The 20,705-nt window shown below is 59.4% G+C and carries 20 protein-coding genes and 1 pseudogene; 12 read left to right on the forward strand and 9 right to left on the reverse strand.

Annotated features, from left to right (window positions below):
- Window positions 1-31: 31 nt before the first annotated feature.
- Both Q2T52_RS01040 and lepA read right to left on the reverse strand, forming a co-directional pair.
- Window positions 32-262: pseudogene (locus Q2T52_RS01040) on the reverse strand (type II toxin-antitoxin system CcdA family antitoxin).
- Between the two features lie 76 nt (window positions 263-338).
- Window positions 339-2,159, reverse strand: coding sequence for a translation elongation factor 4 (gene lepA / locus Q2T52_RS01045; protein ID WP_302074828.1), 1,821 nt, complete (start codon window positions 2,157-2,159; stop codon window positions 339-341).
- Window positions 2,160-2,350: 191 nt separating this feature from the next.
- Between lepA and Q2T52_RS01050 the strand changes: the two genes are divergently transcribed.
- A complete protein-coding gene (locus Q2T52_RS01050; RefSeq protein WP_302074829.1) occupies window positions 2,351-2,926 on the forward strand; it encodes a helix-turn-helix domain-containing protein in 576 nt (191 codons plus the stop codon).
- 11 nt (window positions 2,927-2,937) lie between these two features.
- Complete coding sequence (locus Q2T52_RS01055; protein ID WP_302074830.1) at window positions 2,938-3,465, forward strand: GNAT family N-acetyltransferase; 528 nt, start codon at window positions 2,938-2,940, stop codon at window positions 3,463-3,465.
- 2 nt (window positions 3,466-3,467) lie between these two features.
- Here Q2T52_RS01055 and Q2T52_RS01060 read toward each other — a convergent pair whose 3' ends face one another.
- Window positions 3,468-4,532, reverse strand: coding sequence for an alpha/beta hydrolase family protein (locus Q2T52_RS01060; protein ID WP_302074831.1), 1,065 nt, complete (start codon window positions 4,530-4,532; stop codon window positions 3,468-3,470).
- 173 nt (window positions 4,533-4,705) lie between these two features.
- Here Q2T52_RS01060 and Q2T52_RS01065 point away from each other — a divergent pair, with 173 nt between their 5' ends.
- Window positions 4,706-4,879 carry a hypothetical protein gene (locus tag Q2T52_RS01065; RefSeq protein ID WP_302074832.1) on the forward strand — a complete coding sequence of 58 codons (174 nt, stop codon included), beginning with the start codon at window positions 4,706-4,708 and terminating at the stop codon, window positions 4,877-4,879.
- Window positions 4,880-5,016: 137 nt separating this feature from the next.
- On the forward strand, window positions 5,017-5,328 hold the full coding sequence (locus tag Q2T52_RS01070; protein WP_302074833.1) for a hypothetical protein: 312 nt from the start codon (window positions 5,017-5,019) through the stop codon (window positions 5,326-5,328).
- 6 nt (window positions 5,329-5,334) lie between these two features.
- On the opposite strand, the gene Q2T52_RS01075 is transcribed toward Q2T52_RS01070, so the two are convergent.
- Both Q2T52_RS01075 and Q2T52_RS01080 read right to left on the reverse strand, forming a co-directional pair.
- Window positions 5,335-5,688 (reverse strand): hypothetical protein, encoded by a 354-nt coding sequence (locus Q2T52_RS01075; protein WP_302074834.1) that lies wholly within the window; start codon window positions 5,686-5,688, stop codon window positions 5,335-5,337.
- A gap of 152 nt (window positions 5,689-5,840) precedes the next feature.
- Window positions 5,841-6,947 (reverse strand): TRAP transporter substrate-binding protein, encoded by a 1,107-nt coding sequence (locus Q2T52_RS01080; protein WP_302074835.1) that lies wholly within the window; start codon window positions 6,945-6,947, stop codon window positions 5,841-5,843.
- Window positions 6,948-7,161: 214 nt separating this feature from the next.
- On the opposite strand from Q2T52_RS01080, the gene mbfA reads away from it, so the two are divergent.
- Entirely contained in the window at window positions 7,162-8,145 is a 984-nt protein-coding gene (gene mbfA, locus Q2T52_RS01085) for an iron exporter MbfA (protein WP_302074836.1), read from the forward strand.
- Between the two features lie 177 nt (window positions 8,146-8,322).
- Here the strand turns inward: mbfA and Q2T52_RS01090 are convergent, their stop codons facing one another.
- Both Q2T52_RS01090 and Q2T52_RS01095 read right to left on the reverse strand, forming a co-directional pair.
- Window positions 8,323-8,838, reverse strand: coding sequence for a transglutaminase-like cysteine peptidase (locus tag Q2T52_RS01090; protein WP_436799496.1), 516 nt, complete (start codon window positions 8,836-8,838; stop codon window positions 8,323-8,325).
- A gap of 242 nt (window positions 8,839-9,080) precedes the next feature.
- Window positions 9,081-9,881: an alpha/beta hydrolase gene (locus tag Q2T52_RS01095; protein WP_302074838.1), complete on the reverse strand. Its 801-nt coding sequence runs from the start codon at window positions 9,879-9,881 to the stop codon at window positions 9,081-9,083.
- Window positions 9,882-10,061: 180 nt separating this feature from the next.
- On the opposite strand from Q2T52_RS01095, the gene infC reads away from it, so the two are divergent.
- The 6 genes from infC (at window position 10,062) to pheT (ending at window position 15,654) form a co-directional block, all read left to right on the forward strand.
- Window positions 10,062-10,598, forward strand: a complete 537-nt coding sequence (gene infC / locus Q2T52_RS01100) for a translation initiation factor IF-3 (RefSeq protein ID WP_302075991.1) — start codon at window positions 10,062-10,064, stop codon at window positions 10,596-10,598.
- Between the two features lie 191 nt (window positions 10,599-10,789).
- A complete protein-coding gene (gene rpmI / locus Q2T52_RS01105) occupies window positions 10,790-10,993 on the forward strand; it encodes a 50S ribosomal protein L35 (protein WP_139675803.1) in 204 nt (67 codons plus the stop codon).
- Window positions 10,994-11,032: 39 nt separating this feature from the next.
- Entirely contained in the window at window positions 11,033-11,437 is a 405-nt protein-coding gene (gene rplT, locus Q2T52_RS01110) for a 50S ribosomal protein L20 (protein WP_302074839.1), read from the forward strand.
- Between the two features lie 132 nt (window positions 11,438-11,569).
- Window positions 11,570-12,655 (forward strand): phenylalanine--tRNA ligase subunit alpha, encoded by a 1,086-nt coding sequence (gene pheS, locus Q2T52_RS01115; RefSeq protein ID WP_302074840.1) that lies wholly within the window; start codon window positions 11,570-11,572, stop codon window positions 12,653-12,655.
- Window positions 12,656-12,667: 12 nt separating this feature from the next.
- Window positions 12,668-13,222, forward strand: a complete 555-nt coding sequence (locus Q2T52_RS01120) for a hypothetical protein (RefSeq protein ID WP_302074841.1) — start codon at window positions 12,668-12,670, stop codon at window positions 13,220-13,222.
- A 5-nt stretch (window positions 13,223-13,227) separates the two neighbouring features.
- A complete protein-coding gene (gene pheT / locus Q2T52_RS01125) occupies window positions 13,228-15,654 on the forward strand; it encodes a phenylalanine--tRNA ligase subunit beta (protein WP_302074842.1) in 2,427 nt (808 codons plus the stop codon).
- Window positions 15,655-15,770: 116 nt separating this feature from the next.
- On the opposite strand, the gene Q2T52_RS01130 is transcribed toward pheT, so the two are convergent.
- Window positions 15,771-17,054, reverse strand: coding sequence for a cystathionine gamma-synthase family protein (locus tag Q2T52_RS01130; RefSeq protein ID WP_302074843.1), 1,284 nt, complete (start codon window positions 17,052-17,054; stop codon window positions 15,771-15,773).
- 124 nt (window positions 17,055-17,178) lie between these two features.
- On the opposite strand from Q2T52_RS01130, the gene Q2T52_RS01135 reads away from it, so the two are divergent.
- A complete protein-coding gene (locus Q2T52_RS01135; RefSeq protein WP_302074844.1) occupies window positions 17,179-17,646 on the forward strand; it encodes an Lrp/AsnC family transcriptional regulator in 468 nt (155 codons plus the stop codon).
- Window positions 17,647-17,828: 182 nt separating this feature from the next.
- Here the strand turns inward: Q2T52_RS01135 and Q2T52_RS01140 are convergent, their stop codons facing one another.
- The gene (locus Q2T52_RS01140; RefSeq protein ID WP_302074845.1) at window positions 17,829-20,021 is read right to left on the reverse strand and encodes a methyl-accepting chemotaxis protein; all 2,193 of its coding nucleotides are present in this window, start codon (window positions 20,019-20,021) and stop codon (window positions 17,829-17,831) included.
- Window positions 20,022-20,705 lie beyond the last annotated feature (684 nt).

The following is a 20,705-nucleotide window of genomic DNA, read 5'->3' on the forward strand; positions in this document are numbered from 1 at the left end:
GTCCACGGTCAGAAGCCTCGGATGCGCGCCATCAGAAAAGCCGATATTTGGCAAGCGGTAACCCATGCTTTTCGACGTAGTCGTTTGCCGCAGCAATCGCCTCAGCGTTTTCGATCCGCCAGAGCCGTTCCCTCTCCGCCTTGAGGGCGCGGGCAATACCATCCTCGGCCGCACGCGTGACGTCCAGCTTCAAGTCCTACGCTTCCGCCAGAAGCTCGCTATCGACGGAAACCTTATTCTTCGCGGATTCTGTCTGAACCATGACTGATATCCCTTCCTGCGGGCGGGCTACCCTTGGGCCTCAGGCGGGATTATGGCGAAGGAGGCTGTGAAAAGCCTCACTCGTCGTTCATCTTCAGCGCAGCGATAAAGGCTTCCTGCGGAATTTCGACCTTGCCGAACTGGCGCATGCGCTTCTTGCCTTCCTTCTGCTTGTCCAGCAGCTTGCGCTTGCGGGTGGCGTCGCCGCCGTAGCACTTGGCGGTCACATCCTTGCGCAGCGCGCGAACCGTTTCGCGGGCAATCACCTTGCCGCCGATCGCTGCCTGGATCGGGATCTGGAACATGTGCGGCGGAATGAGTTCCTTCAGCTTTTCGCACATGCCGCGGCCGCGCCGGTCTGCGGCGGAACGGTGCACCAGCATGGAAAGCGCATCGACAGGATCGCCATTGACGAGGATCGACATCTTCACGAGGTCGCCTGCGCGATAATCGGTGATCGTGTAGTCGAAGGAGGCATAACCCTTGGAGATCGACTTCAGGCGATCATAGAAGTCGAACACCACTTCGTTGAGCGGCAGTTCGTAGGTCACCATGGCGCGGGTGCCGACATAGGTTAGTTCCGTCTGGATGCCGCGGCGATCCTGGCAGAGTTTGAGCACGGAACCGAGATATTCGTCGGGCGTCAGGATCGTGGCCTTGATCCACGGTTCGCGGATCTCGTCGATCTTCACCACGTCGGGCATGTCGGCCGGGTTGTGCAGCTCCTTCTCCGTGCCGTCGGTCAGCGACATCTGATAGACGACGGACGGGGCGGTGGCGACGAGGTCGAGATTGAACTCGCGCTCCAGGCGTTCCTGAATGATTTCAAGGTGCAGCAGGCCGAGGAAGCCACAACGGAAACCGAAGCCAAGCGCTGCCGAGCTTTCCATTTCGAAGGAGAAGGAGGCGTCATTCAGCCGAAGCTTGCCCATGGCAGCACGCAGATCTTCGAAGTCTGCCGCATCGACCGGGAAGAGACCGCAGAACACGACAGGCTGCGCGGGCTTGAAACCGGGCAGGGCCTTTTCCGTCGGGCGGCGGTCGTCGGTGATGGTGTCGCCGACGCGAGTGTCGGCCACTTCCTTGATGGAGGCGGTGATGAAACCGATTTCGCCGGGTCCGAGGCTATCGACATTGACCATTTTCGGGGTCAGCACCCCGACGCGTTCAACGCCGTATTTCGCGCCCGTGCCCATCATGCGGATCTGCTGACCCTTGGTCAGCACACCATCGATCACGCGCACGAGAACCATGACGCCGAGATAGGTGTCATACCAGCTGTCCACCAGCAGCGCCTTCAGCGGGGCCTTTTCGCCACCCTCGCTCTTCGGCGCGGGCAGCTTGTTGACGATCGCTTCCAAGACATCAGGAATGCCGAGGCCGGTCTTGGCCGAGATCAGCACGGCTTCGGAAGCATCGATGCCGATGACTTCCTCGATCTGATCCTTGATGCGATCCGGTTCGGCTGCAGGCAGATCGATCTTGTTGAGAACCGTCACCAGTTCATGATTAGCGTCGATCGCCTGATAGACGTTGGCGAGCGTCTGCGCTTCCACGCCCTGGGATGCGTCCACCACCAGCAGGGAGCCTTCGCAGGCCGAAAGCGAGCGCGAGACTTCGTAGGCAAAGTCGACGTGGCCGGGCGTGTCTATGAGGTTCAGCACATAGGTTTCGCCATTGTTGGCCTTGTAGTGCAGGCGAACCGTCTGCGCCTTGATGGTGATGCCGCGCTCACGCTCGATATCCATCGAGTCGAGAACCTGTTCCGACATCTCGCGTTCGGCAAGGCCGCCCGTCGATTGGATCAGGCGGTCGGCCAGCGTCGATTTGCCATGGTCGATATGGGCGACGATGGAAAAGTTGCGGATATGGTCAAGGGGCGTGCGATCGGTGCTCATGGTCGGCGCATATAGCAGTGCACAGGAATGCCGCAAAGCGGAAAAGCAGGCACGGGAACCCGTTTCTGCCTTGATAACAGGGGCTTTCGGGGCGCCGGTCGAACGAGTGGCTTCGGTTACTCCTTAAAAGGCATCGAAAATCTACGATAAGAGCACTTGATTCTATTATATAAGAATGAGATGCTTTCATCATGGAAACGACAGACCAGCAATTTGAAATCGCAATCGGCGACCGCCTGAAGGCCTTGCGGGCGAGGCAGAGTTTTACGCTCGACCAGCTTGCCCAGCGCTCCGGCGTGAGCAGAGCCATGATATCGCGCATCGAGCGCGGGGAGGCGAGCCCCACGGCCTCGCTGCTGGCGCGGCTTTGCGAATCGCTCGGCCTTTCGCTTTCGACTTTCTTCGAGCCGGACCAGCCCTCCGGCTCCCCCATGATCCGGAAAGGCGAGCAACGGCTCTGGCGCGACCCGACCACAGGCTATCTGCGCCGGGCGATCTCGCCGCCGGGCATGCCGACGCGGGTAGATATCGTGGAAGTGGAGTTTCCGGCCGGCGCGCGCGTCAGCTTTCCGCCGCGTGAGGAAAGCCGCTCCATGACCCAGCATATCTGGCTGTTTGAGGGGCTGCTTGACATGATCCTGCCGGAGGAGACCTACCGGCTGGAGCCGGGCGATTGCCTCTTCATGCATATTGGCGATGCCTTCGAATTTCACAATCCTTCCGATCAACCGGCCCGTTACGCGGTCATCCTGGATCGCGGACAATGAACGAGACTGTCATGACACAGAGCGCTACCATCACGATCGCCACCCCGGACGAAGCGATCGCCGCCATTCCCGACCTTTGCGAAGTGCTTGCCGATTGCGTCAACGGCGGCGCCTCCGTCGGCTTCATGCAGCCCTTTGGTGCCGAGGATGCTGTTTCCTACTGGCAGGGCATCGCAGCAAGCGTCGCATCCGGCGATATCATTCTGGCACTAGCGCGGGTGAATGACAGGGTCGTCGGCACTGTGCAGGTGGGGCTTGCTTCCAAGCCGAACCAGCCGCACCGGGGCGACCTGATGAAGCTGCTCGTTCATCGCTCCGCCCGCGGCCTCGGCCTTTCAAGGAAGCTGATGGAAGCGGTCGAGGCAGAAGCCGCCAGCCGCGGTCGCTCGCTGCTTGTGCTGGATACGGCAACCGGCAGCGAAGCGGAGGCCATTTACCCCCGCTTCGGCTGGGAACGCGTTGGCGTCATTCCCGATTATGCACTCTGGCCTCAAGGCGGCTTTTGCGGCACGACCTTGTTCTACAAGCGGGTGGCTTGAGATTACTTCAACGTTTTCTCAAAGGCGCTGATGATGAGTGTCTCCGCATCCTTGTGAACCTCCGCGCGGTCACGCAGACCCCTTCCATCGCAGATGGGGTCGACATCGCCCGCCTCCGACAGGAAGTCCTGCGCGCCCGGCTTGCAGACCGGCAGGAAGCTGAAGTGGTTGGCACCTGCTATCTGGTGGTACTGCGCACCAGGAATTTCGGCGGACAGCTTGTAGGAATAGACCGCCACCGGAACACCGCCAGGGCTGCCGAGATTGATGATCGTCGCCGGCACCTTGATGTGGCTGAGACTGTCGCCATTGAAGGCAGTCGCAAGACCGGGATCGACGATGACGGCGGAGGTGATGCGCGGGTCGAGATTGGATTGCTCGAAATGCGCCTTGTCGAATTCCCGCAGCTTGACCACCGGCGAGGCGACCCGTTTGCCATCGACGAAGCCGAAGCCGCCGGCAAACCACTGGCAATCCATCATCATGGTGTAGCGGTCGCAGTAATCGGCATAGGCGTTGAGATCGGCGCGCCCGCCGATCAGTTCCAGCGCCGTGCTGCCGCCGAGCGAAAAGCCGAGCACGCCGATCTTCGACGCATCCACGGATGCCGCCCATCTCACATCTCCTGTCATCCAGGTGATGATGTTGGAAAGATCCTGCGTGCGCTCCCAGATGCGGGGCGTGGCAATCGGCGTGGAATCGCCGCTCGTCGTGCCGGGATGATCAGGGCCTGCAACGATGAAACCCTTTTCCGCGAGGCGTGCGGCAATCCAGGCCAGCCCCTGGGCTCGTGAACCGGAACCATGCGACAGCAGGATCAGCGGGTAGCGGCCCGCATTGATCTTAGCGTCGGGCTTGGCGATGGCACCGGTAAAGATGCGGTTGTCGCCGATCAGCGCTTCCGATCCCTTGGCATCAGACGGGTACCACACATCGACGGACAGCGGCTTGCCACGCTGGAGCGAGGGGACCGAAATCGTGGTAGCCCCGATCGATGTTTCGGCAGATGCCGTCCAGGGCAGGAGCGTTGTGGTGAGAAGTGCAGTGAGAAGAAGAAGTCTTTTCATGGGAGAACCTCGCCGGTTGGAGACGAGGCCAATTGGCGATTTTCAGGCGTTCATCGCGACCTGAAACATGATCGAGGTCGTCCCTGAACGCGATCCGGGACGTACAGAAATAGTGGAACCGGTAGGCCACGGGCTCGTTAGAGCTCACGTAACCCACAACAACGGAGGCTCTCATGAGCAAAAGTGATGTGAAGGCTGCGCAGGGGCGTGCGGAAGCGCAAGTCGCGAATACCAGCGCCGGCGGCCATCTGGGTGGCACCTATTATGGCCAGCAGCCGGATGGAAAAACGGCGACAACCGTCAACAAAGTGGGCGCCAAGGCGCGCCCGAATGACGGCAGAAACTAGAGCTGCCCTTAACTGTTTTCGAGAACCCCGCCGCAATCGGCGGGGTTTTGCGTTTCGCGCTTCAGGCATCGCGCAATCACCACTGCAGAGAGCTTGTCCGGCTCTGTAATGCCTAGCCGATAGAGCCGCAATACCGCATGGGCGATCTGATCCTCGCACAATTCAGCTCCTGCATTTCGGCAGAATTCGACGACGATGCGGAACGATCGATCAAGAACCTCAAGGTCGCGTGGAACCAGAATATCAGGGAAAAAACGCTGTTGCACTCGCTCCATCATGACGATCTTTCGCTAGAGTGGGATACCCGAGAGGGGCTGCTTCCAAAAGTCCAGCTCAAAGAAAACGCCAGGAGCAAAACGATTGACCTCCAGTTCCGCTATCCAACGGGGAACGCGCGTCAGTCGAAGGTTATTGGCAAACACTACGCGCCTCAGGCAAGGCCGCTATAACAAATGTTAATGGAGTGTCGGTTTTCCGTCCTCAGCCAGATGGCCGACAATGGACTCGATATCAGCAGGGTCGGACGAAAGAATATAGCCGCCAGTCTGTTGAGCAGCAAAGCTCGCCGGGCTCGCGAAGAGAGCCGGGATGGCGGCCTTGTCGAAGAGTTCGATCACATTAAGAAGCGTATCTGCGTCGTAACGCACGTCCACGATCGCGCCATCCCAATGGTCCCCGGACAGTGTCTCGGTCAGCCGGTCCGGCGTAACAGGCCCCTCCAGTGTGATCTCGGCCTGGGCCCAGGCAGCCGCTGTTTCGTCATCGATAAAGGAGGCCGGGCCGACCAGAAGAAATCTCACGCTATACACGCCCTTTCCCATTCGATTGCCGATCGGTCAATCGGACTGCCAAAAGACGAATTACGCCAGTATGACAGGATTGGATCAGACGTGAGATTAGTTTCCCGCATGAAACCATTGCCGGAGAAATCGGTTCCCCGGCAATAGCTTGATTATACGGATCAGAGCGTGCCGTTGCGCTGCTGGATCATCATGAACGTGTCGAAGCTGTAGTCGGCAATCTGCAGCCACAGATAACCGTCTTTCTTGAAGGCCTGCTGGCTGTCATAGATTTTCTTGAACGCCGGGTTCTTGGCGTTGATTTCTGCATACGTCTCCTGCGCTGCCTTGTAGCAGACGTCGAGGATATCCTGGCTGAATGGCCGCAGAACCGTTCCTTCCGCCACCAACTGGCGCAGAGCCTTGGCATTCTGCGCATCATACTTGGCCAGCATGTTGGCATTGGCATGGGCACAGGCATCCGTCAGAATCCGCTGATAGGTCTTCGGCAGGCTCTTGAACTTCTCCAGGTTGAAGAAGGCATGAACGGTCGGGCCGCCTTCCCACCAGGCCGGGTAGTAGTAGTATTTCGCGACCTTATAGAAGCCGAGCTTGTAGTCGTCATAGGGGCCGACGAATTCGGTCGCGTCGATCGTGCCTTTTTCCAGCGCCGCATAAACGTCGCCACCGGCAATCTGCTGGGGTGTCACGCCAACCTTGGTCATGACCTGGCCGGCAAGACCGGCAATGCGCATCTTCAAGCCTTTGAGGTCGTCGATGGTCTTGATTTCCTTACGGAACCAACCGCCCATCTGCGCACCCGTATTGCCGGCCGGAAGCGCGTAGAGATTATAGCCGGCCAGGAACTCGTTCATGAGTTCATTGCCGCCGCCGACCGAGAACCAGGAATTGGTGAGGCGCGCATTGAGCCCGAACGGAATGGCGGTACCAAGCGCAAAGGTTGGGTCCTTGCCCACATAATAATAGGAGCAGGTATGGGCCATCTCCACGGTTCCGGCGGACACCGCATCAGCAGCCTGCAGTGGCGGCACAACTTCGCCTGCGGCAAAAACCTGGATCTGGAACTTACCGCCGGTCGCTTCAGAGACGCTCTGGGCGATTTCGGTGGCAGCGTTGTAGATGATGTCCAGGCTCTTCGGGAATGACGATGTCATCCGCCAATTGATCTGCGGATTTTCCTGAGCGATCGCCGGTGCTGCAAGCGTGGCCGTGGCGGCTGCGCCAAGACCGACCGTGCCGGTCTGGCGGAAGAAGTCTCTGCGGTTCATGATATCCCCTCCTCACAAAGGCTTACGCCTTTCCTTCATCCGTAAATCATTTTGTTACGGGCCTCGCAAGGATGCATTTCCATTGATTGCGGCCCTTGCATGAGCAAATGCAAATTTGTCGAATCCGACGGCCTCGGGAAAGTGTCATGCAGCTTTTACTTGCTTTTCGCGGACGGCTGACTAGATTAGAATAATTCTAAAAAGGTTGGTGGTTATGTTCGAGCTCTTCAGGACCAGTGGTCGTCGTCCCTTCGATTCGCTCAGCGAAGCTGAAATTCTTGCGCTCGCGATATCCTCCGAGGAGGAGGATGCGCGCATCTATCAGGCCTATGCCAAGACGCTTTCCGAGCACGCGCCGGAATCGGCCAAGGTGTTTCGCGAAATGGCCGAGGTGGAGCAAACCCACCGCAACATGCTGATTGCGCAGTTTCAGCAGCGATTTGGTGATGACATCCCCTTGATCCGGCGGGAACATGTGCGGGGTTTTTATCAGCGCAAGCCGGATTGGCTGATTTCGAACCTGTCGCTGGAAACAATCCGTGCCCAGGCGGAACAGATGGAGGATCAGGCCTATCGCTTCTACACGGAAGCGGCAAAGCGGGTAACGGATGCTTCCACCCGCCAATTGCTGGGTGATCTGGCGCTGGCTGAGCAAGGGCATAGCGACATCGCTCATATGCTGGGCGAAAAGTACACGCCTGACGCCGTGAAGACAGAAGAAGAGGCAACCGAACGGCGGCAGTTCATCCTGACCTATGTTCAGCCGGGGCTGGCGGGACTGATGGATGGCTCGGTCTCTACGTTGGCGCCGATCTTTGCCGCCGCCTTCGCCACGCAGAACACGTGGTCGACCTTCCTGGTCGGACTTTCGGCGTCAGTCGGTGCCGGCATTTCCATGGGCTTTACCGAAGCCTCGCATGATGATGGCAAGATCTCCGGGCGCGGCTCACCCCTAAAGCGCGGCCTTGCCTGCGGCATCATGACGGCGATCGGCGGTCTTGGCCATGCGCTGCCCTATCTCATTCCACATTTCTGGACGGCGACCATCGTCGCAGCGCTCGTCGTGTTCTTTGAACTCTGGGCGATCGCTTTTATCCAGAACAAGTATATGGAAACGCCATTCCTGCGCGCCGTTTTCCAGGTCGTCTTTGGTGGTTCGCTGGTGCTGGCGGCCGGTATCCTGATTGGGAATGGGTGAGGAGCGCTTGGCCGAAGGCCGAGCAATCGATCCAGTGAATCGATTGCAGCGACGAACGCCCTGAGCCTAACGCGAAGGGCCGGTATACGGTGCGACAACGATGTAGTTGGGGAGCATTGCCCTAAGACAACAAAGGCCGGCATTGCCGGCCTTTGTGTATGTGACTTTTGTGCGGGCTCAGCGTAGAGCGCCGACGAGAACTTCGCGACCATCCTCGATGGTGACCCAGCGGCCCGTATTGAATGAAGCCTGACGCTTGAGGAAAGTGTAGGGCGTGTCGAACCAGATCTTCACGTCGTCGGTCAGGTTGTCGAGCACGAAGTCGCCATCGGTGGTCCGCACCGTCAATACCGCATGACCTTCGCCATCCGGCTTGCGTACGACCGTGATGAGAAGATCGGACAGCGAAAAGCCCTTTTGGGCGAGTTCTTTACGCTTCTGCAGCGCGTAATCCTCGCAGTCGCCAGCATCCACGGGATATTCCCAATATTCTTCCTGGCCGTAGACTTCCATGTCGGTCTTGGGCGTGATGCGATGGTTCACAGAGGAATTGACCTGATGGATCATATCCCATCCGTAGGAGGTCACCTTCGCCGGGGTGGTCGAACCGAAGCGAATATTGCATTCATCCGCATGGCGCTGGCAGAACTCGTAATGCCCGATTGGCTGGGAGGTCACATTGCCTGTCACCATGTTCGCCGTCGGCCGTGGCGCCGGAATGGCAGCCGAGGCAGAGCCAAGCACAACAGCGAGCAGTACGGCTACACGCCGCGCCTTCAGGGCATTCATCATGGACCCGTCCCTTAAAATCCTAACGAAACGTTAAGATCGTCTGGGGTGGGGTGTCAATTATGAACAGAGTATTAACGGCGACTGATGGCGTTTATGGTTAAAACTGACACATTTTAGATACGCGTCATAAACCCTTCGCGCCTTCAGCCTTTGGTCATCTCATCCAGCGCTGCGCGCATCCGCTCCAGGTCCTGTGGGCGCGACAGGCGGTGGTCGCCGTCCCGGATCAGCGTCAGCACCACATCATCCGCGGGCAGGAATTCCGTCAGCTTCAAGGCGTGGCGATAGGGGACGTCGTCATCGCGCATGCCTTGCAGGATGTGAACCGGGCAGCCGGTCTCGATGATGCCGGTCAAGACCTGGTTCTTGCGACCATCATCCAGCAAAGCCTTCGTGAAGATGTTGGGTTCCGGACTGTAGGCGGATGGCTCCTCGAAGTAGCCTCTCTCCGTCAGTGATTGCTTTTCCGTCTCCGTCAGGGCCGGCTCGATGAGGTCGATCGTGAAATCCGGGGCGGGGGCGATCAGCACCAGGCCGCGCACCTTGGGTGCGCCTGTTTTCTTCAACTCCTGTACGGCGCGCAGGCTGATCCACCCACCCATCGAAGAGCCGATGAGGATGACCTCTTGCGCCGGGTGGGCCGCGATGACAGCGAGCGACTCCTCCAGCCATCGCGAAATTGTGCCGTCGGCAAATGCCCCGCCGGAGCGCCCGTGGCCGGAATAGTCGAGCCGCAGGCAGGCAAGTCCTCGTGTCGCCGCATAGCCATCCAGATCGATCGCCTTGGTGCCCGCCATGTCCGAACGATAGCCGCCGAGCCAGACCAGCATGGGACCGGACGTGCCGGACTGGGCTGCGCGATACAGGACGGCGATCTCTCTCGCATCCGTTCCGGTGCCGACCGTCAGGGTCGAATAGGCGGCTTCTGTTGCGGGCATTGTCATAAAACGTCTCCAGTCGTCTCGAAATCGCTATAAAACAGATTCGTGAGCGCCCGACAGCTGGTGATTTTCCAAAGAGATTATGCTATTGACTTCGCCGCGTCATTGTCGACATTGCCCGCTGCGCGCGGACTTTAGTGTGATCGCATGCGCAATTCGAAATAGTTCGAGGAGAATACGACCATTCGCAGACCTTTCAAAGCCGACGCTCCAGTCAAGGACGGGCCGCGCTCAAACCGGGAAATCCGCATCCCTCGCGTTCAGCTGATCAACGCAGAGGGAGAAAACCTCGGCATCGTGCCGACAGATCAGGCGCTGAAGATGGCGGAAGAGGCGGGACTCGATCTGGTCGAGATTTCGCCTAACAATGATCCGCCGGTCTGCAAGATCCTTGATCTTGGAAAGTTGAAATTCGCCAACCAGAAGAAGGCTGCCGAAGCGCGCCGCAAGCAGAAGATTGTCGAAATCAAAGAAATCAAGATGCGCCCGAACATCGACACCCATGACTATGAGGTGAAGATGAAGGCGATCAATCGCTTCTTTGAAGATGGCGACAAGGTTCGCGTGACGCTGCGTTTCCGCGGCCGCGAAATGGCGCACCAGGAGCTGGGCATGAAGCTGCTCATCCAGGTGAAGGAAGATACGGCAGCGATTGCCAAGGTGGAGGCCGAGCCGAAGCTGGAAGGCCGCCAGATGATGATGGTACTGGCCCCCAAGTGAGGCCGGTACAGCCCGCAGGTTGGCACTGTGGCCGATGATGCGGGCAAATGTGTTTCCCCCATTGCGCTTTTTATCACCCATATGTATAAGCGCGCGTCCGAACGGTCCGGCAGGGCATGCCGAGGCCGTTCTTAATGCTTGAAGCAGGTTTTCGTCAGCCCGCTTCGATACAAAGTCTATGGAGTAGCAAAATGCCCAAGATGAAGACGAAGTCCTCCGCCAAGAAGCGGTTCAAGATCACGGCGACCGGCAAGGTCGTTGCAGCAGCTGCTGGCAAGCGCCACGGCATGATCAAGCGTTCCAACAAGTTCATCCGCGATGCACGCGGCACGATGATCCTCGCCGAACCCGACGGCAAGAAGGTCATCAAGAACTACCTGCCGAACGGTCTCTAAGACCTATTCGCTTTCTGGAACAGTTAAGGAGATCATGACATGGCACGCGTAAAACGGGGCGTAACTTCCCGCGCCAAGCACACCAAGACCCTCAAGGCAGCCAAGGGCTTCTACGGCCGCCGCAAGAATACCATCCGCGCAGCTAAGGCTGCGGTTGATCGTTCGCGCCAGATGGCGACGCGCGACCGCCGCGTCAAGAAGCGCAACTTCCGCGCTTTGTGGATTCAGCGTATCAACGCTGCTGTGCGCGAATTCGGCCTGACCTACGGCCGCTTCATCGACGGCCTGAACAAGGCTGGCATCGAAGTTGACCGCAAGATCCTGTCCGACATGGCGATCCATGAGCCGGCTGCCTTCGGCGCGCTGGTCGAAGCCTCCAAGAAGGCTCTCGAATACCTCAAGGAAGCCGGTACGGCCAACGAGTTTGAAAGCGCGGTTAACTAAGCCAGCGCTTCCCAAGCTTATTGAATTATTGTTGGGAAACCCGCGCTGGCAGGGCCGGCGCGGGTTTTTTCATGGCAGCGTCACGGGCGGGCTGCATAGCTCGAAAATACATCAGGGGCAGGAAAGACAACGATGTCCGATCTCGACAGTTTGAAGGGCGCACTTCTCGCCGATATCGAAGCGGCTGGCGATGAGGCCGCACTGGAGGCGGTTCGTGTGGCCGCCATGGGCAAGAAGGGCTCCGTCTCGGAACTCCTGAAGACGCTGGGCGCGATGAGCCCGGAAGAGCGCCAGACCCGCGGTGCTGCCATCAACGCGCTGAAGAATGATGTGACCGAGGCGCTCACCACCCGCAAGACGGTGCTGCGCGATGCGGCCATCAATGCCCGCCTTGCCGCTGAAACGTTGGACGTGACGCTGCCCGTCCGCTCCTCGCCTGCCGAGCGGGGCCGCATCCATCCGATCAGCCAGATCGTTGATGAAATCACCGCGATCTTCGCAGACATGGGTTTTTCGATTGCCGAAGGTCCGGATATCGAGACCGATTACTACAACTTCACCGCTCTGAACTTCCCCGAGGGCCATCCGGCCCGCGAAATGCACGACACCTTCTTCTTCCAGCCGGATGAAAAGGGCGAGCGCAAGGTTCTGCGCACGCATACCTCGCCGGTGCAGGTACGAACCATGGAAGCCCAGAAGCCGCCGATCCGCATCATCATTCCCGGCAAGACCTACCGCCAGGATTCGGACGCCACCCATTCGCCGATGTTCCATCAGGTGGAAGGGCTGGTCGTCGACAAGAAGAGCCATGTTGGCAATATGCGCTGGATTCTGGAAGAGTTCTGCAAGGCCTTCTTCGAGGTGGACAGCGTCACCATGCGCTTCCGCCCGTCCTTCTTCCCCTTCACCGAGCCGAGCTTCGAGGTGGATATCCAGTGCGACCGCTCTTCCGGACCGATCGTCAAGTTCGGCGAGGGTACGGACTGGATGGAAATCCTCGGCTGCGGCATGGTGCACCCGAACGTGCTGCGCGCCGGTGGGCTTGATCCGGATGAGTATCAAGGCTTTGCCTGGGGCATGGGCCTCGACCGCATCGCCATGCTGAAATACGGCATGCCTGACCTGCGCGACTTCTTCAACGCCGATGTGCGCTGGATGAGCCATTACGGTTTCCGCCCGCTCGACATGCCGACCCTGTTCGGCGGTTTGAGCGTTTAGAGACAACTAGTCATGCCAACGAAGACACCTACATATACACACGCTCAACTCAGAGCTTGGGACAAGAAGAAGCTTGAAACGCTGAGAGACAATGCTAGGCGTCTTGGTAACCGTGACGTCGAGCAAATGTGTTCCGCTGAGCTTGCGTCGCGAAATCCAATTAAAACCAAACCTGGTCTCACAAATTTGCGCTCTCGTAGTGGCGATGTTGTTGTTGGCTATCATTTTGTCTGTTCAAAAGACCGTGGTGTAATTGCCGACGAGTCGGGCCGGTTCTGGACGGGATCATGGGTGGTTGCGGAGCATCATGTGGAATCGAGCTTAGCACGTGGTGCGTATTTAGCCCTTCACGAATCCAAAGCTGATGTCTCCTATCGACAGGGCAATATTGTTGGCTACCGGCGCAGCCCGCGGGACATGATTGATAAGGAAAACTACGGAATTGAATTCCTTGTCGAACCTACATTAGTCGCCATTTCCTGGGTCGGTGATGGCGCCGGTGAAAAAGGCTACAAGTGGGAATCGTCGAGTTCCCGCGACCAATTGGACGAACAAAGCCAGAGGTAAAACTAATGAAATTCACGCTCTCCTGGCTGAAGGAACATCTGGATACGGACGCAAACCTGGAGCAGGTCTGCGAGCGGCTCACCGCAATCGGCCTCGAAGTCGAGGATGTCGATGATCGCGCCGCTTACAAGCCCTTCGTCATCGCCAAGGTCATCTCCGCCGAAAAGCACCCGTCTGCCGACCGGCTGAAGGTTCTGATGGTCGATACGGGTGACGGCAAACCGGTGCAGGTCGTCTGCGGTGCACCGAACGCCCGCGCCGGTCTCGTTGGTGCGCTGGCGCGTCCTGGCACCTATGTGCCCGGCATTGATGTGACGCTGTCCGTCGGCAATATCCGTGGTGTTGAAAGCCATGGCATGATGTGCTCTGAAAAGGAGCTCAACATCTCCGACAACCACGACGGCATCATCGATCTTCCGGAAGACGCGCCCGTCGGCACCAGCTTTGCCTCCTATGCCGGTCTTGATGATCCGGTTATCGAGATCAACCTCACGCCGAACCGCCCGGATTGCACCAGCATCTTCGGCATCGCCCGTGATCTCGCCGCCTCCGGACTCGGCAAGCTGAAGCAGCCGGCAACGCCGTCGCTGACCATCGATGGCGAAACGCCGGTCACCGTCACGATCGATCTGGATGACGAGCGCCTGTGCCCTGGCTTTGCGCTTCGCCTTGTGCGCGGCGTCGAGAACGGTCCGAGCCCCGCCTGGATGCAACAGCGCCTGAAGGCGATCGGCCTTCGCCCGATCAACGCGCTGGTCGACATCACCAATTACATGACCTTCGACCAGGGCCGCCCGATGCACGTCTTCGACGCGGCCAAGGTGAAGGGCAATCTCGTGGTGCGCCGTGCGAAGGACGGCGAGGAAATCCTCGCGCTCGATACCCGCACCTACAAGCTCACCCCCAGCACGGTCGTCATCGCCGATGACAATGGCGTCGAATCGATCGGCGGCATCATGGGCGGCGAGCATTCCGGCTGCGATGAAAACACCACTGACGTGCTGATCGAATCCGCGCTGTGGGACCCAATCAACATCGCCAAGTCCGGCCGTTCGCTCGGCATCATCACCGATGCGCGCTACCGTTTCGAGCGTGGCGTCGATCCTGAATACATGATGCCGGGTCTCGAGCGCACCACCGAACTGGTCGTGCAGCTCTGCGGCGGCACGCCAGCCAAGGCAAAGGTCGCCGGCTACAAGGGTCATGATCGCAAGACCGTCGACTTCCCCTTCTCTGAAGTGAAGCGCTTGACCGGGCTGACTGTCTCCGTCGAGGAAAGCCGTGAGATCCTGACCGGCCTCGGTTTCGAGATCCTGTCCGGCGATGATGCCCGTGCCGAAGTGGCGGTTCCCTCCTGGCGCCCGGATGTGGATGGCAAGGCTGATCTCGTGGAAGAGATCATGCGCATCCACGGCGTTGACAACATCAAGCCCGAACCGCTTCCGGCGAAGGAAACGGTGAACGCCCGCATCCTGACGACGCTGCAGATCCGCACCCGCACCGCCAAGCGGGCGCTTGCCTCGCGCGGCATGCTGGAAGCCGTCACCTGGTCCTTCATTCCGGAAGATCAGGCAAAGCTGTTCGGCGGCGGCAGCCCGGCGCTGAAGCTGGCAAACCCCATCGCCGCCGACATGTCGGACATGCGCCCCTCGCTGCTGCCGGGTCTCCTGACGGCTGCCCAGCGCAATGCCGACAAGGGCTACGGCGATGTGGCGATCTTCGAAGTGTCCGGCACCTATGAAGGCGATACGCCGGACAAGCAGCGTCGTGTCGCCGGTGGCATCCGCCGCGGTACCGCGTCGCTGGCTGGTGCCGGCCGGTCCTGGTCGAATGCCGCCAAGGGCGGCGGCAAGCCGGTCGATGTCTTCGATGCCAAGGCCGATGCGCTGGCTGTCATCGAAGCCTGCGGCCTGCCAATGGCCAATGTGCAGGTGGAGCAGGGCGGTCCCGCCTGGTATCACCCGGGCCGTTCCGGCACGATCAAGATGGGCCCGAAGGTCGTGCTTGGCCATTTCGGCGAGTTCCACCCGAACACGCTCTCGGCCTTGGATGTCTCCGGCGCAATGGCAGGCTTTGAGGTCTATCTCGATGCCATGCCGGAGCCGAAGAAGAAGGCGACGCGCACCAAGGCAGCACTTGAGCTTTCACCCTTCCAGATGGTGAAGCGTGACTTCGCCTTCGTGGTGGAAAAGGCGGTCGATGCGGGTTCCATCATCAAGGCCGCCACAAGCGCCGACCGCAAGCTGATCTCGGGCGTCAACGTGTTCGACGTGTTCGAAGGCGCGTCTGTGGGCGAGGGCAAGAAGTCGGTTGCGATCGAAGTGCTGATCCAGCCGACCGACAAGACCCTCACGGATGAGGATTTCGATGCGCTGACGAAGAAGATCGTCGGCAGTGTCGAGAAGACCACCGGCGGCGTGCTTCGCGCCTGATCAAGGTTGAAAGCGCCCTCCGAGGGCTTCGATAAACAAAGGTTCGCGGCATCAACCGCGAACCTTTTTTATGTTGAGCGCAATGTCCCAGGCGGCGAAGACGCGCAAGAACTTTGTCACGCCTCGTCCAGCGCAAGCGCTAGGTCGGCAATCAGGTCGTCCGGGTGCTCGATGCCGATCGACAGGCGAATGGTGGAGTCCAGCAAGCCGATGCGTTGGCGCACCTCCACCGGCACGCCGGAATGGGTCATGGTGGCCGGATGCGAGGCAAGCGATTCCGTACCACCCAGGCTGACTGCCAGCTTGAAGATCTTCAGGGCATTGAGAAAGCGGAAGCTTGCCGGCTGCCCGCCCGCAATATCGAAGGAGAAGGTTGAGCCCGCGCCGCTGCACTGGGTGGCGAAAACCCGCGCCGTGGCCGAACCCGCCTCGTGATAGGGCAGGTAGTGGATGGTCTCGACCTTTGGATGATCGCGCAGGAAATCCGCCACGGACTTCGCGTTGCTGTTCGCGCGCTCCATGCGGATCTGCAGCGTTTCCAGCGAACGGCCCAGCATCCAGCAGGAATGCGGATCGAGCTGGGTGCCGATCGCGCCACGCAGCGCCTTCACCTGCTTCATCACGGCCTTGGACCCAAGGGCAGCACCGGCAATCAGGTCGGAATGGCCGCCGACATATTTCGTCAGTGAATAGAGCGAGATGTCAGCGCCATGCTCGATCGGTCGCTGGAAGACCGGGCCAAGCAGCGTGTTGTCGCAGGCAATGATGGGACGATGATCCTGCTTGGTGGCGATCATATCCGCGACGCGGCCGATCGCCGCCAGATCCACCAGGCTATTGGTCGGGTTGGCCGGCGTCTCGGTCAGAATGACGGACACGCGACCCTTGCCCAGGGCCTGTTCGGCGGCGGTCCGCATCGCCTCCTCGCTCACGCCGTCGGAAAAGCCGACGGCGGAAATGCCCATGTTGAGCAGCGTCTTCGCAAGTAGCGTTTCCGTGCCGCCATAGAGCGGCTGCGAATGCAGCACCACATCGCCGGGGCGCACGAAGGCGAGCAGCGTGGTGGCAATGGCCGACATGCCGGAGGAAAACAGGGCGCAGCTTTCGGTGCGCTCATAGACCGCGAGGCGATCCTCGACGATCTCGCTGTTGGGGTGGTTGAAGCGGGAGTAGACGAGACCCGCCGCCTTGCCGGCCGGCGGCTCCTTGCGGCCAGAGACGTAATCGAAGAAATCCCGCCCGTCTTCCGCAGACTTGAACACGAAGGTGGAGGTCAGAAAGACCGGCGGCTTGACCGCGCCTTCGGAAAGTTCCGGGTCGTAGCCATAGTTCAGCATCTGTGTTTCGGGATGCAAAGCGTGATTGCCGATATGGGTGCGGGGTGGATGCGGTGCGGTCATCGTCTCTCCTCCGTGATGTGATCCTTGCTGTGATCGCAGATTATAGGAAGTTCCTTGGCCTGTTCTTGCTATTTGCAGTGCAGTTGATTTCAATGGCGCAACTTATTGCTGGGTGAGCAAGAATATGACGCAGAAAATTGCAGATGAAATGGACCGGAAAATCTTGCGCGAACTGGCACGCGATGCCCGTATCACCAACAATGATCTGGCAGACCGGGTGGGGCTGTCGGCATCCGCCTGTTTGAGACGCCTCAGACGGCTGGAGGAAAGCGGCGTCGTCCGCGCCTATACGACCGTCATTGACCCGGCGGTGGAAGGGTGGACGATGACGGCGATTGCCTCGATCCGGCTCAGTCGCCAGCATGACGATGAAATCCAGATGTTCGAGAACGCGGTGAGGGAATGGGATGAGGTTCTCGAATGCCATCTCGTCACGGGCTCCCGCGATTATGTGCTGAAGGTCATGAGCAGCGGGCTCGAAGATTATGAGCGCTTCATCAAGGAGAAGATCGCCAAGCTGAAATGCGTCGATACGATCGAGACCAGTTTTGTGATGAACACCATCAAGGCCCGGATGGTTTCCAAGGGCTGACCCGGATTTTCTCTTGTCAAAGAACGCTCGCACCCTCTGGGGGCGAAGCGCCATTGTAAGACAGGTTTGAGGCAGGGGGACGTTTGGCGCCAAAAGTTTTGCGGAGGCTTGCCGAAGTGCCGAAGCAGAAAAGCCGCCGAGGCTTGCGCCTGGCGGCTTTTGCAGATGGCGTTGAACCTGGATCAGGATGCCATGGCGTAGCGGGAGCCATAGCCCTGCGCGCCACTATTGGCCTTGGTCTTGAAACGCTGCACCATGGTGGCAAGCGTATCGGTCTCGTGCGAGAGGTTCTGTGCCGCGGCAGTGGTTTCTTCCACCATGGCCGCATTCTGCTGGGTCACCTTGTCCATGTTGTCACCCGCCTCGGTGACCTCGCGAAGGCTGGTCGCCTGTTCGCGGGCCGCATTGGCGATGGCATCCATGGTGTCGCTCATGGAGACGACCTGACCGACGATTTCCGCCAGTGAGGCACCGGAAGCCTTGACCAGATCGACACCCGACTGAACCTGGGCACTGGAGGTGGAAATCAGCTCCTTGATCTCCTTGGCGGCCTGGGCGGAGCGCTGGGCAAGTTCACGCACTTCCTGGGCCACCACTGCGAAGCCCTTGCCGGCTTCACCGGCACGCGCAGCCTCGACACCGGCGTTGAGGGCCAGCAGATTGGTCTGGAAGGCAATCTCATCGATAACGCCGATGATGTTGCCGATCTTTTCGGAAGAGCCCTGGATGGCACTCATGGCTTCAATGGCACGGCCAACGATGTTGCCACCCTTTTCGGCATTGTTGCGGGCAACGCCGACAATGCCTTGCGCATTGGAGGCTCCTTCCGCCGTGCGGTTGACGCCGCGGGACACCTCGGCCAGTGCCGCGATCGTTTCTTCGAGAGAGGCTGCCTGCTGCTCGGTGCGGCGGGCAAGATCATTCGAAGCTGACGAGATTTCGCCGAGACCGGAGCGGATCGTCGCGACGGTCGTGATCACGCCGCCGACAGCCTCTTCCAGGCTGGCCACAGATGTGTTGAAGTTCTGGCGGATGGCTTCGAATTCCGGCGCCACGCCAACCTGCATGCGAACCGTCAGGTCGCCCTTGGCCAGCGCATCGAAGCCAGCCTGAACCTGATGTACGAAGTGGCGTAGATCGTCGGCCTTGGCGCTGTCGATGGCCATCTGCTGCTCGCGTTCGCTTGCCATCGTCCGCTGCAGCTTTTCCTGTTCCTGTCGGGCCGCAACGCCATTGTTCAGTTCATGGCGGAACTGCTCCAGCGCTCGCGCCAGCGTACCCACTTCATCCTTGCGGCCCGCATGTTCGACGCCGGTATTGTAATCGCCATTCGTCAGGCGGTTGACCACCGACAGCACGCCGGCCAGCGGGCGACGCACCAAAGCCGTCGAGGCCGCATAGATGATGCCGAGTGCAACAATCAGGATCACCAGGCCACTGGCGATGGCGTTTTCAATTGCCTCAATAACAGGCGTGGAGAAGATGTTGGCTGGTACATCGAGGACAGCAGCCCAGGTCACATTCATGCCGGTGGTGGTGAGCGGGTAAATCAGCCGCACGCGACCGTCTTCAAATCCGCGAAGCACCCGCATTTTGCCATCGGCCAGGGCCGCCTTCACCTCGGCAGCGCCCGTGTCGGAATACACCTTCATCAACTGGTTCTTGTCCGGATGCGCCAGCCATTTGCCGTTGCTGGCAAGCAGCATGGTATTACCGCCCTCGAAAGGTTTCAGCGCCGCCAGCGAACTGACGAGATCATCGAGTTTGATGTCGACGCCTGCAAGACCGACCAGTTTTCCGTCTACCTTCACGGGTACGGACACAGACGTAATCAGCGCACCGATCGATGCGAGATAGGGTTCCGTCACCACGCTAGCACCACTTTTCAGCGGTCCGGCAAAATATTCGTCTTCCGGCTTGATGTTCCAGGTCGAGAATTCCATCGCACCGTTGGCGGCCTTCGTCCAATAGGCCGTGAACACGCCAGCGTCATTGAGCCCCTCGGTTCCCATCAGCGGTTTGCTTGATTGAACACCCGGAATTTCGCACATCCAGGCCCCAAACAGGTTTTTGTATCGCGGCCCGATGGTTTCCGTCAGTGCAATAATATCGCTGCGATTGCGGCTGCCTTTCTCGATATAGCCCGAGATACTGGCCGCGAGCGTGGTTCCGGCGGACACCGCCTCCGTGATCTGTGCCGATACTTTTTGCGACACCATGGCCGCCTTCTCGGTGGCAAGCGTCATGACCTGCGCTTCGGTCCGTATCTTCGCATCCCAGCCGGTATAGGCGGTATAGGCCGTGACCACCAAAGCAATGGCCGAGCCTGCCACAAGAACCAGCTTGCCTGAGATGGAACTCAAAATCGCTGCCATTATATTGCCCCCGGTTATGGCAGGAAAAGTAATATTCGCTCAGTAAATATTTATTTAAAATCGGCTAATGAAGACCTTCCTTGTCTTCTGCGCGCTTTTGTCGATAAAGCATTGTTTCCTCTTGGGTTCTGGAAGGGCGAATGGTGGTTCCCGCTGTTTGAGGCGGGAGGACGTTGAAAGTAACCCGGGCATTTTGTACCTGCGCGGACCTCACCCGCACCGATAACCACGCGACCGAAACGGCCCGTGGTTTGGTTTCTGTTCTTGCCGCATGCTCCGGGCGGAAAATCGCTTCACACTTTTCCTGAGCATGCGTGTATCGGCCGGGGCGCTGAAAGCTGCCTCGTATTGGGTAGTATAGGTAGCACCTCTCAGCGCCCCGTTCGGTCGTTTATGCCCGCGTGTGGGGTCCCTCTGACTGGAAGATCGGATCGAGCCGTTTGCCATCGCCGTTCCCGCTGGCCCCAGAGAAGCCGAGCAGGCGGACAACGGGCGATGCGAGCCCGAACCCGTCTTCCCCTTGTGTGCCACACAGGCACGTCCGACGCGCCGCTGGGTATTCCGGAGAGGCCGCGCTGACGTCCGACGCGCATCCTCTCCGCCCGTGTCGCCGGAGGGGGACTCAAGTTTCGCGGACCCGGATCCTGAGGCTTTGCGTCCTATCCTCATGACCCGAACCGGCTC

The sequence above is a fragment of the Rhizobium oryzicola genome (assembly GCF_030504645.1).
Classification (GTDB): Bacteria; Pseudomonadota; Alphaproteobacteria; order Rhizobiales; family Rhizobiaceae; genus Neorhizobium; species Neorhizobium oryzicola.

Excerpts from the sequence above, each read along its gene's own strand:
- Q2T52_RS01055 (WP_302074830.1), top strand. The coding sequence starts at position 2,938 with ATGACACAGAGCGCTACCATCACGATCGCCACCCCGGACGAAGCGATC.
- pheT (WP_302074842.1), top strand. The coding sequence starts at position 13,228 with ATGAAATTCACGCTCTCCTGGCTGAAGGAACATCTGGATACGGACGCA.
- Q2T52_RS01090 (WP_436799496.1), bottom strand. The coding sequence starts at position 8,838 with ATGGTGACAGGCAATGTGACCTCCCAGCCAATCGGGCATTACGAGTTC.
- Q2T52_RS01130 (WP_302074843.1), bottom strand. The coding sequence starts at position 17,054 with ATGACCGCACCGCATCCACCCCGCACCCATATCGGCAATCACGCTTTG.
- Q2T52_RS01065 (WP_302074832.1), top strand. The coding sequence starts at position 4,706 with ATGAGCAAAAGTGATGTGAAGGCTGCGCAGGGGCGTGCGGAAGCGCAA.
- Q2T52_RS01070 (WP_302074833.1), top strand. The coding sequence starts at position 5,017 with ATGGGCGATCTGATCCTCGCACAATTCAGCTCCTGCATTTCGGCAGAA.
- Q2T52_RS01050 (WP_302074829.1), top strand. The coding sequence starts at position 2,351 with ATGGAAACGACAGACCAGCAATTTGAAATCGCAATCGGCGACCGCCTG.
- lepA (WP_302074828.1), bottom strand. The coding sequence starts at position 2,159 with ATGAGCACCGATCGCACGCCCCTTGACCATATCCGCAACTTTTCCATC.
- rpmI (WP_139675803.1), top strand. The coding sequence starts at position 10,790 with ATGCCCAAGATGAAGACGAAGTCCTCCGCCAAGAAGCGGTTCAAGATC.
- pheS (WP_302074840.1), top strand. The coding sequence starts at position 11,570 with ATGTCCGATCTCGACAGTTTGAAGGGCGCACTTCTCGCCGATATCGAA.
- Q2T52_RS01135 (WP_302074844.1), top strand. The coding sequence starts at position 17,179 with ATGACGCAGAAAATTGCAGATGAAATGGACCGGAAAATCTTGCGCGAA.
- Q2T52_RS01095 (WP_302074838.1), bottom strand. The coding sequence starts at position 9,881 with ATGACAATGCCCGCAACAGAAGCCGCCTATTCGACCCTGACGGTCGGC.
- Q2T52_RS01080 (WP_302074835.1), bottom strand. The coding sequence starts at position 6,947 with ATGAACCGCAGAGACTTCTTCCGCCAGACCGGCACGGTCGGTCTTGGC.
- Q2T52_RS01060 (WP_302074831.1), bottom strand. The coding sequence starts at position 4,532 with ATGAAAAGACTTCTTCTTCTCACTGCACTTCTCACCACAACGCTCCTG.
- Q2T52_RS01120 (WP_302074841.1), top strand. The coding sequence starts at position 12,668 with ATGCCAACGAAGACACCTACATATACACACGCTCAACTCAGAGCTTGG.
- mbfA (WP_302074836.1), top strand. The coding sequence starts at position 7,162 with ATGTTCGAGCTCTTCAGGACCAGTGGTCGTCGTCCCTTCGATTCGCTC.
- rplT (WP_302074839.1), top strand. The coding sequence starts at position 11,033 with ATGGCACGCGTAAAACGGGGCGTAACTTCCCGCGCCAAGCACACCAAG.
- Q2T52_RS01140 (WP_302074845.1), bottom strand. The coding sequence starts at position 20,021 with ATGGCAGCGATTTTGAGTTCCATCTCAGGCAAGCTGGTTCTTGTGGCA.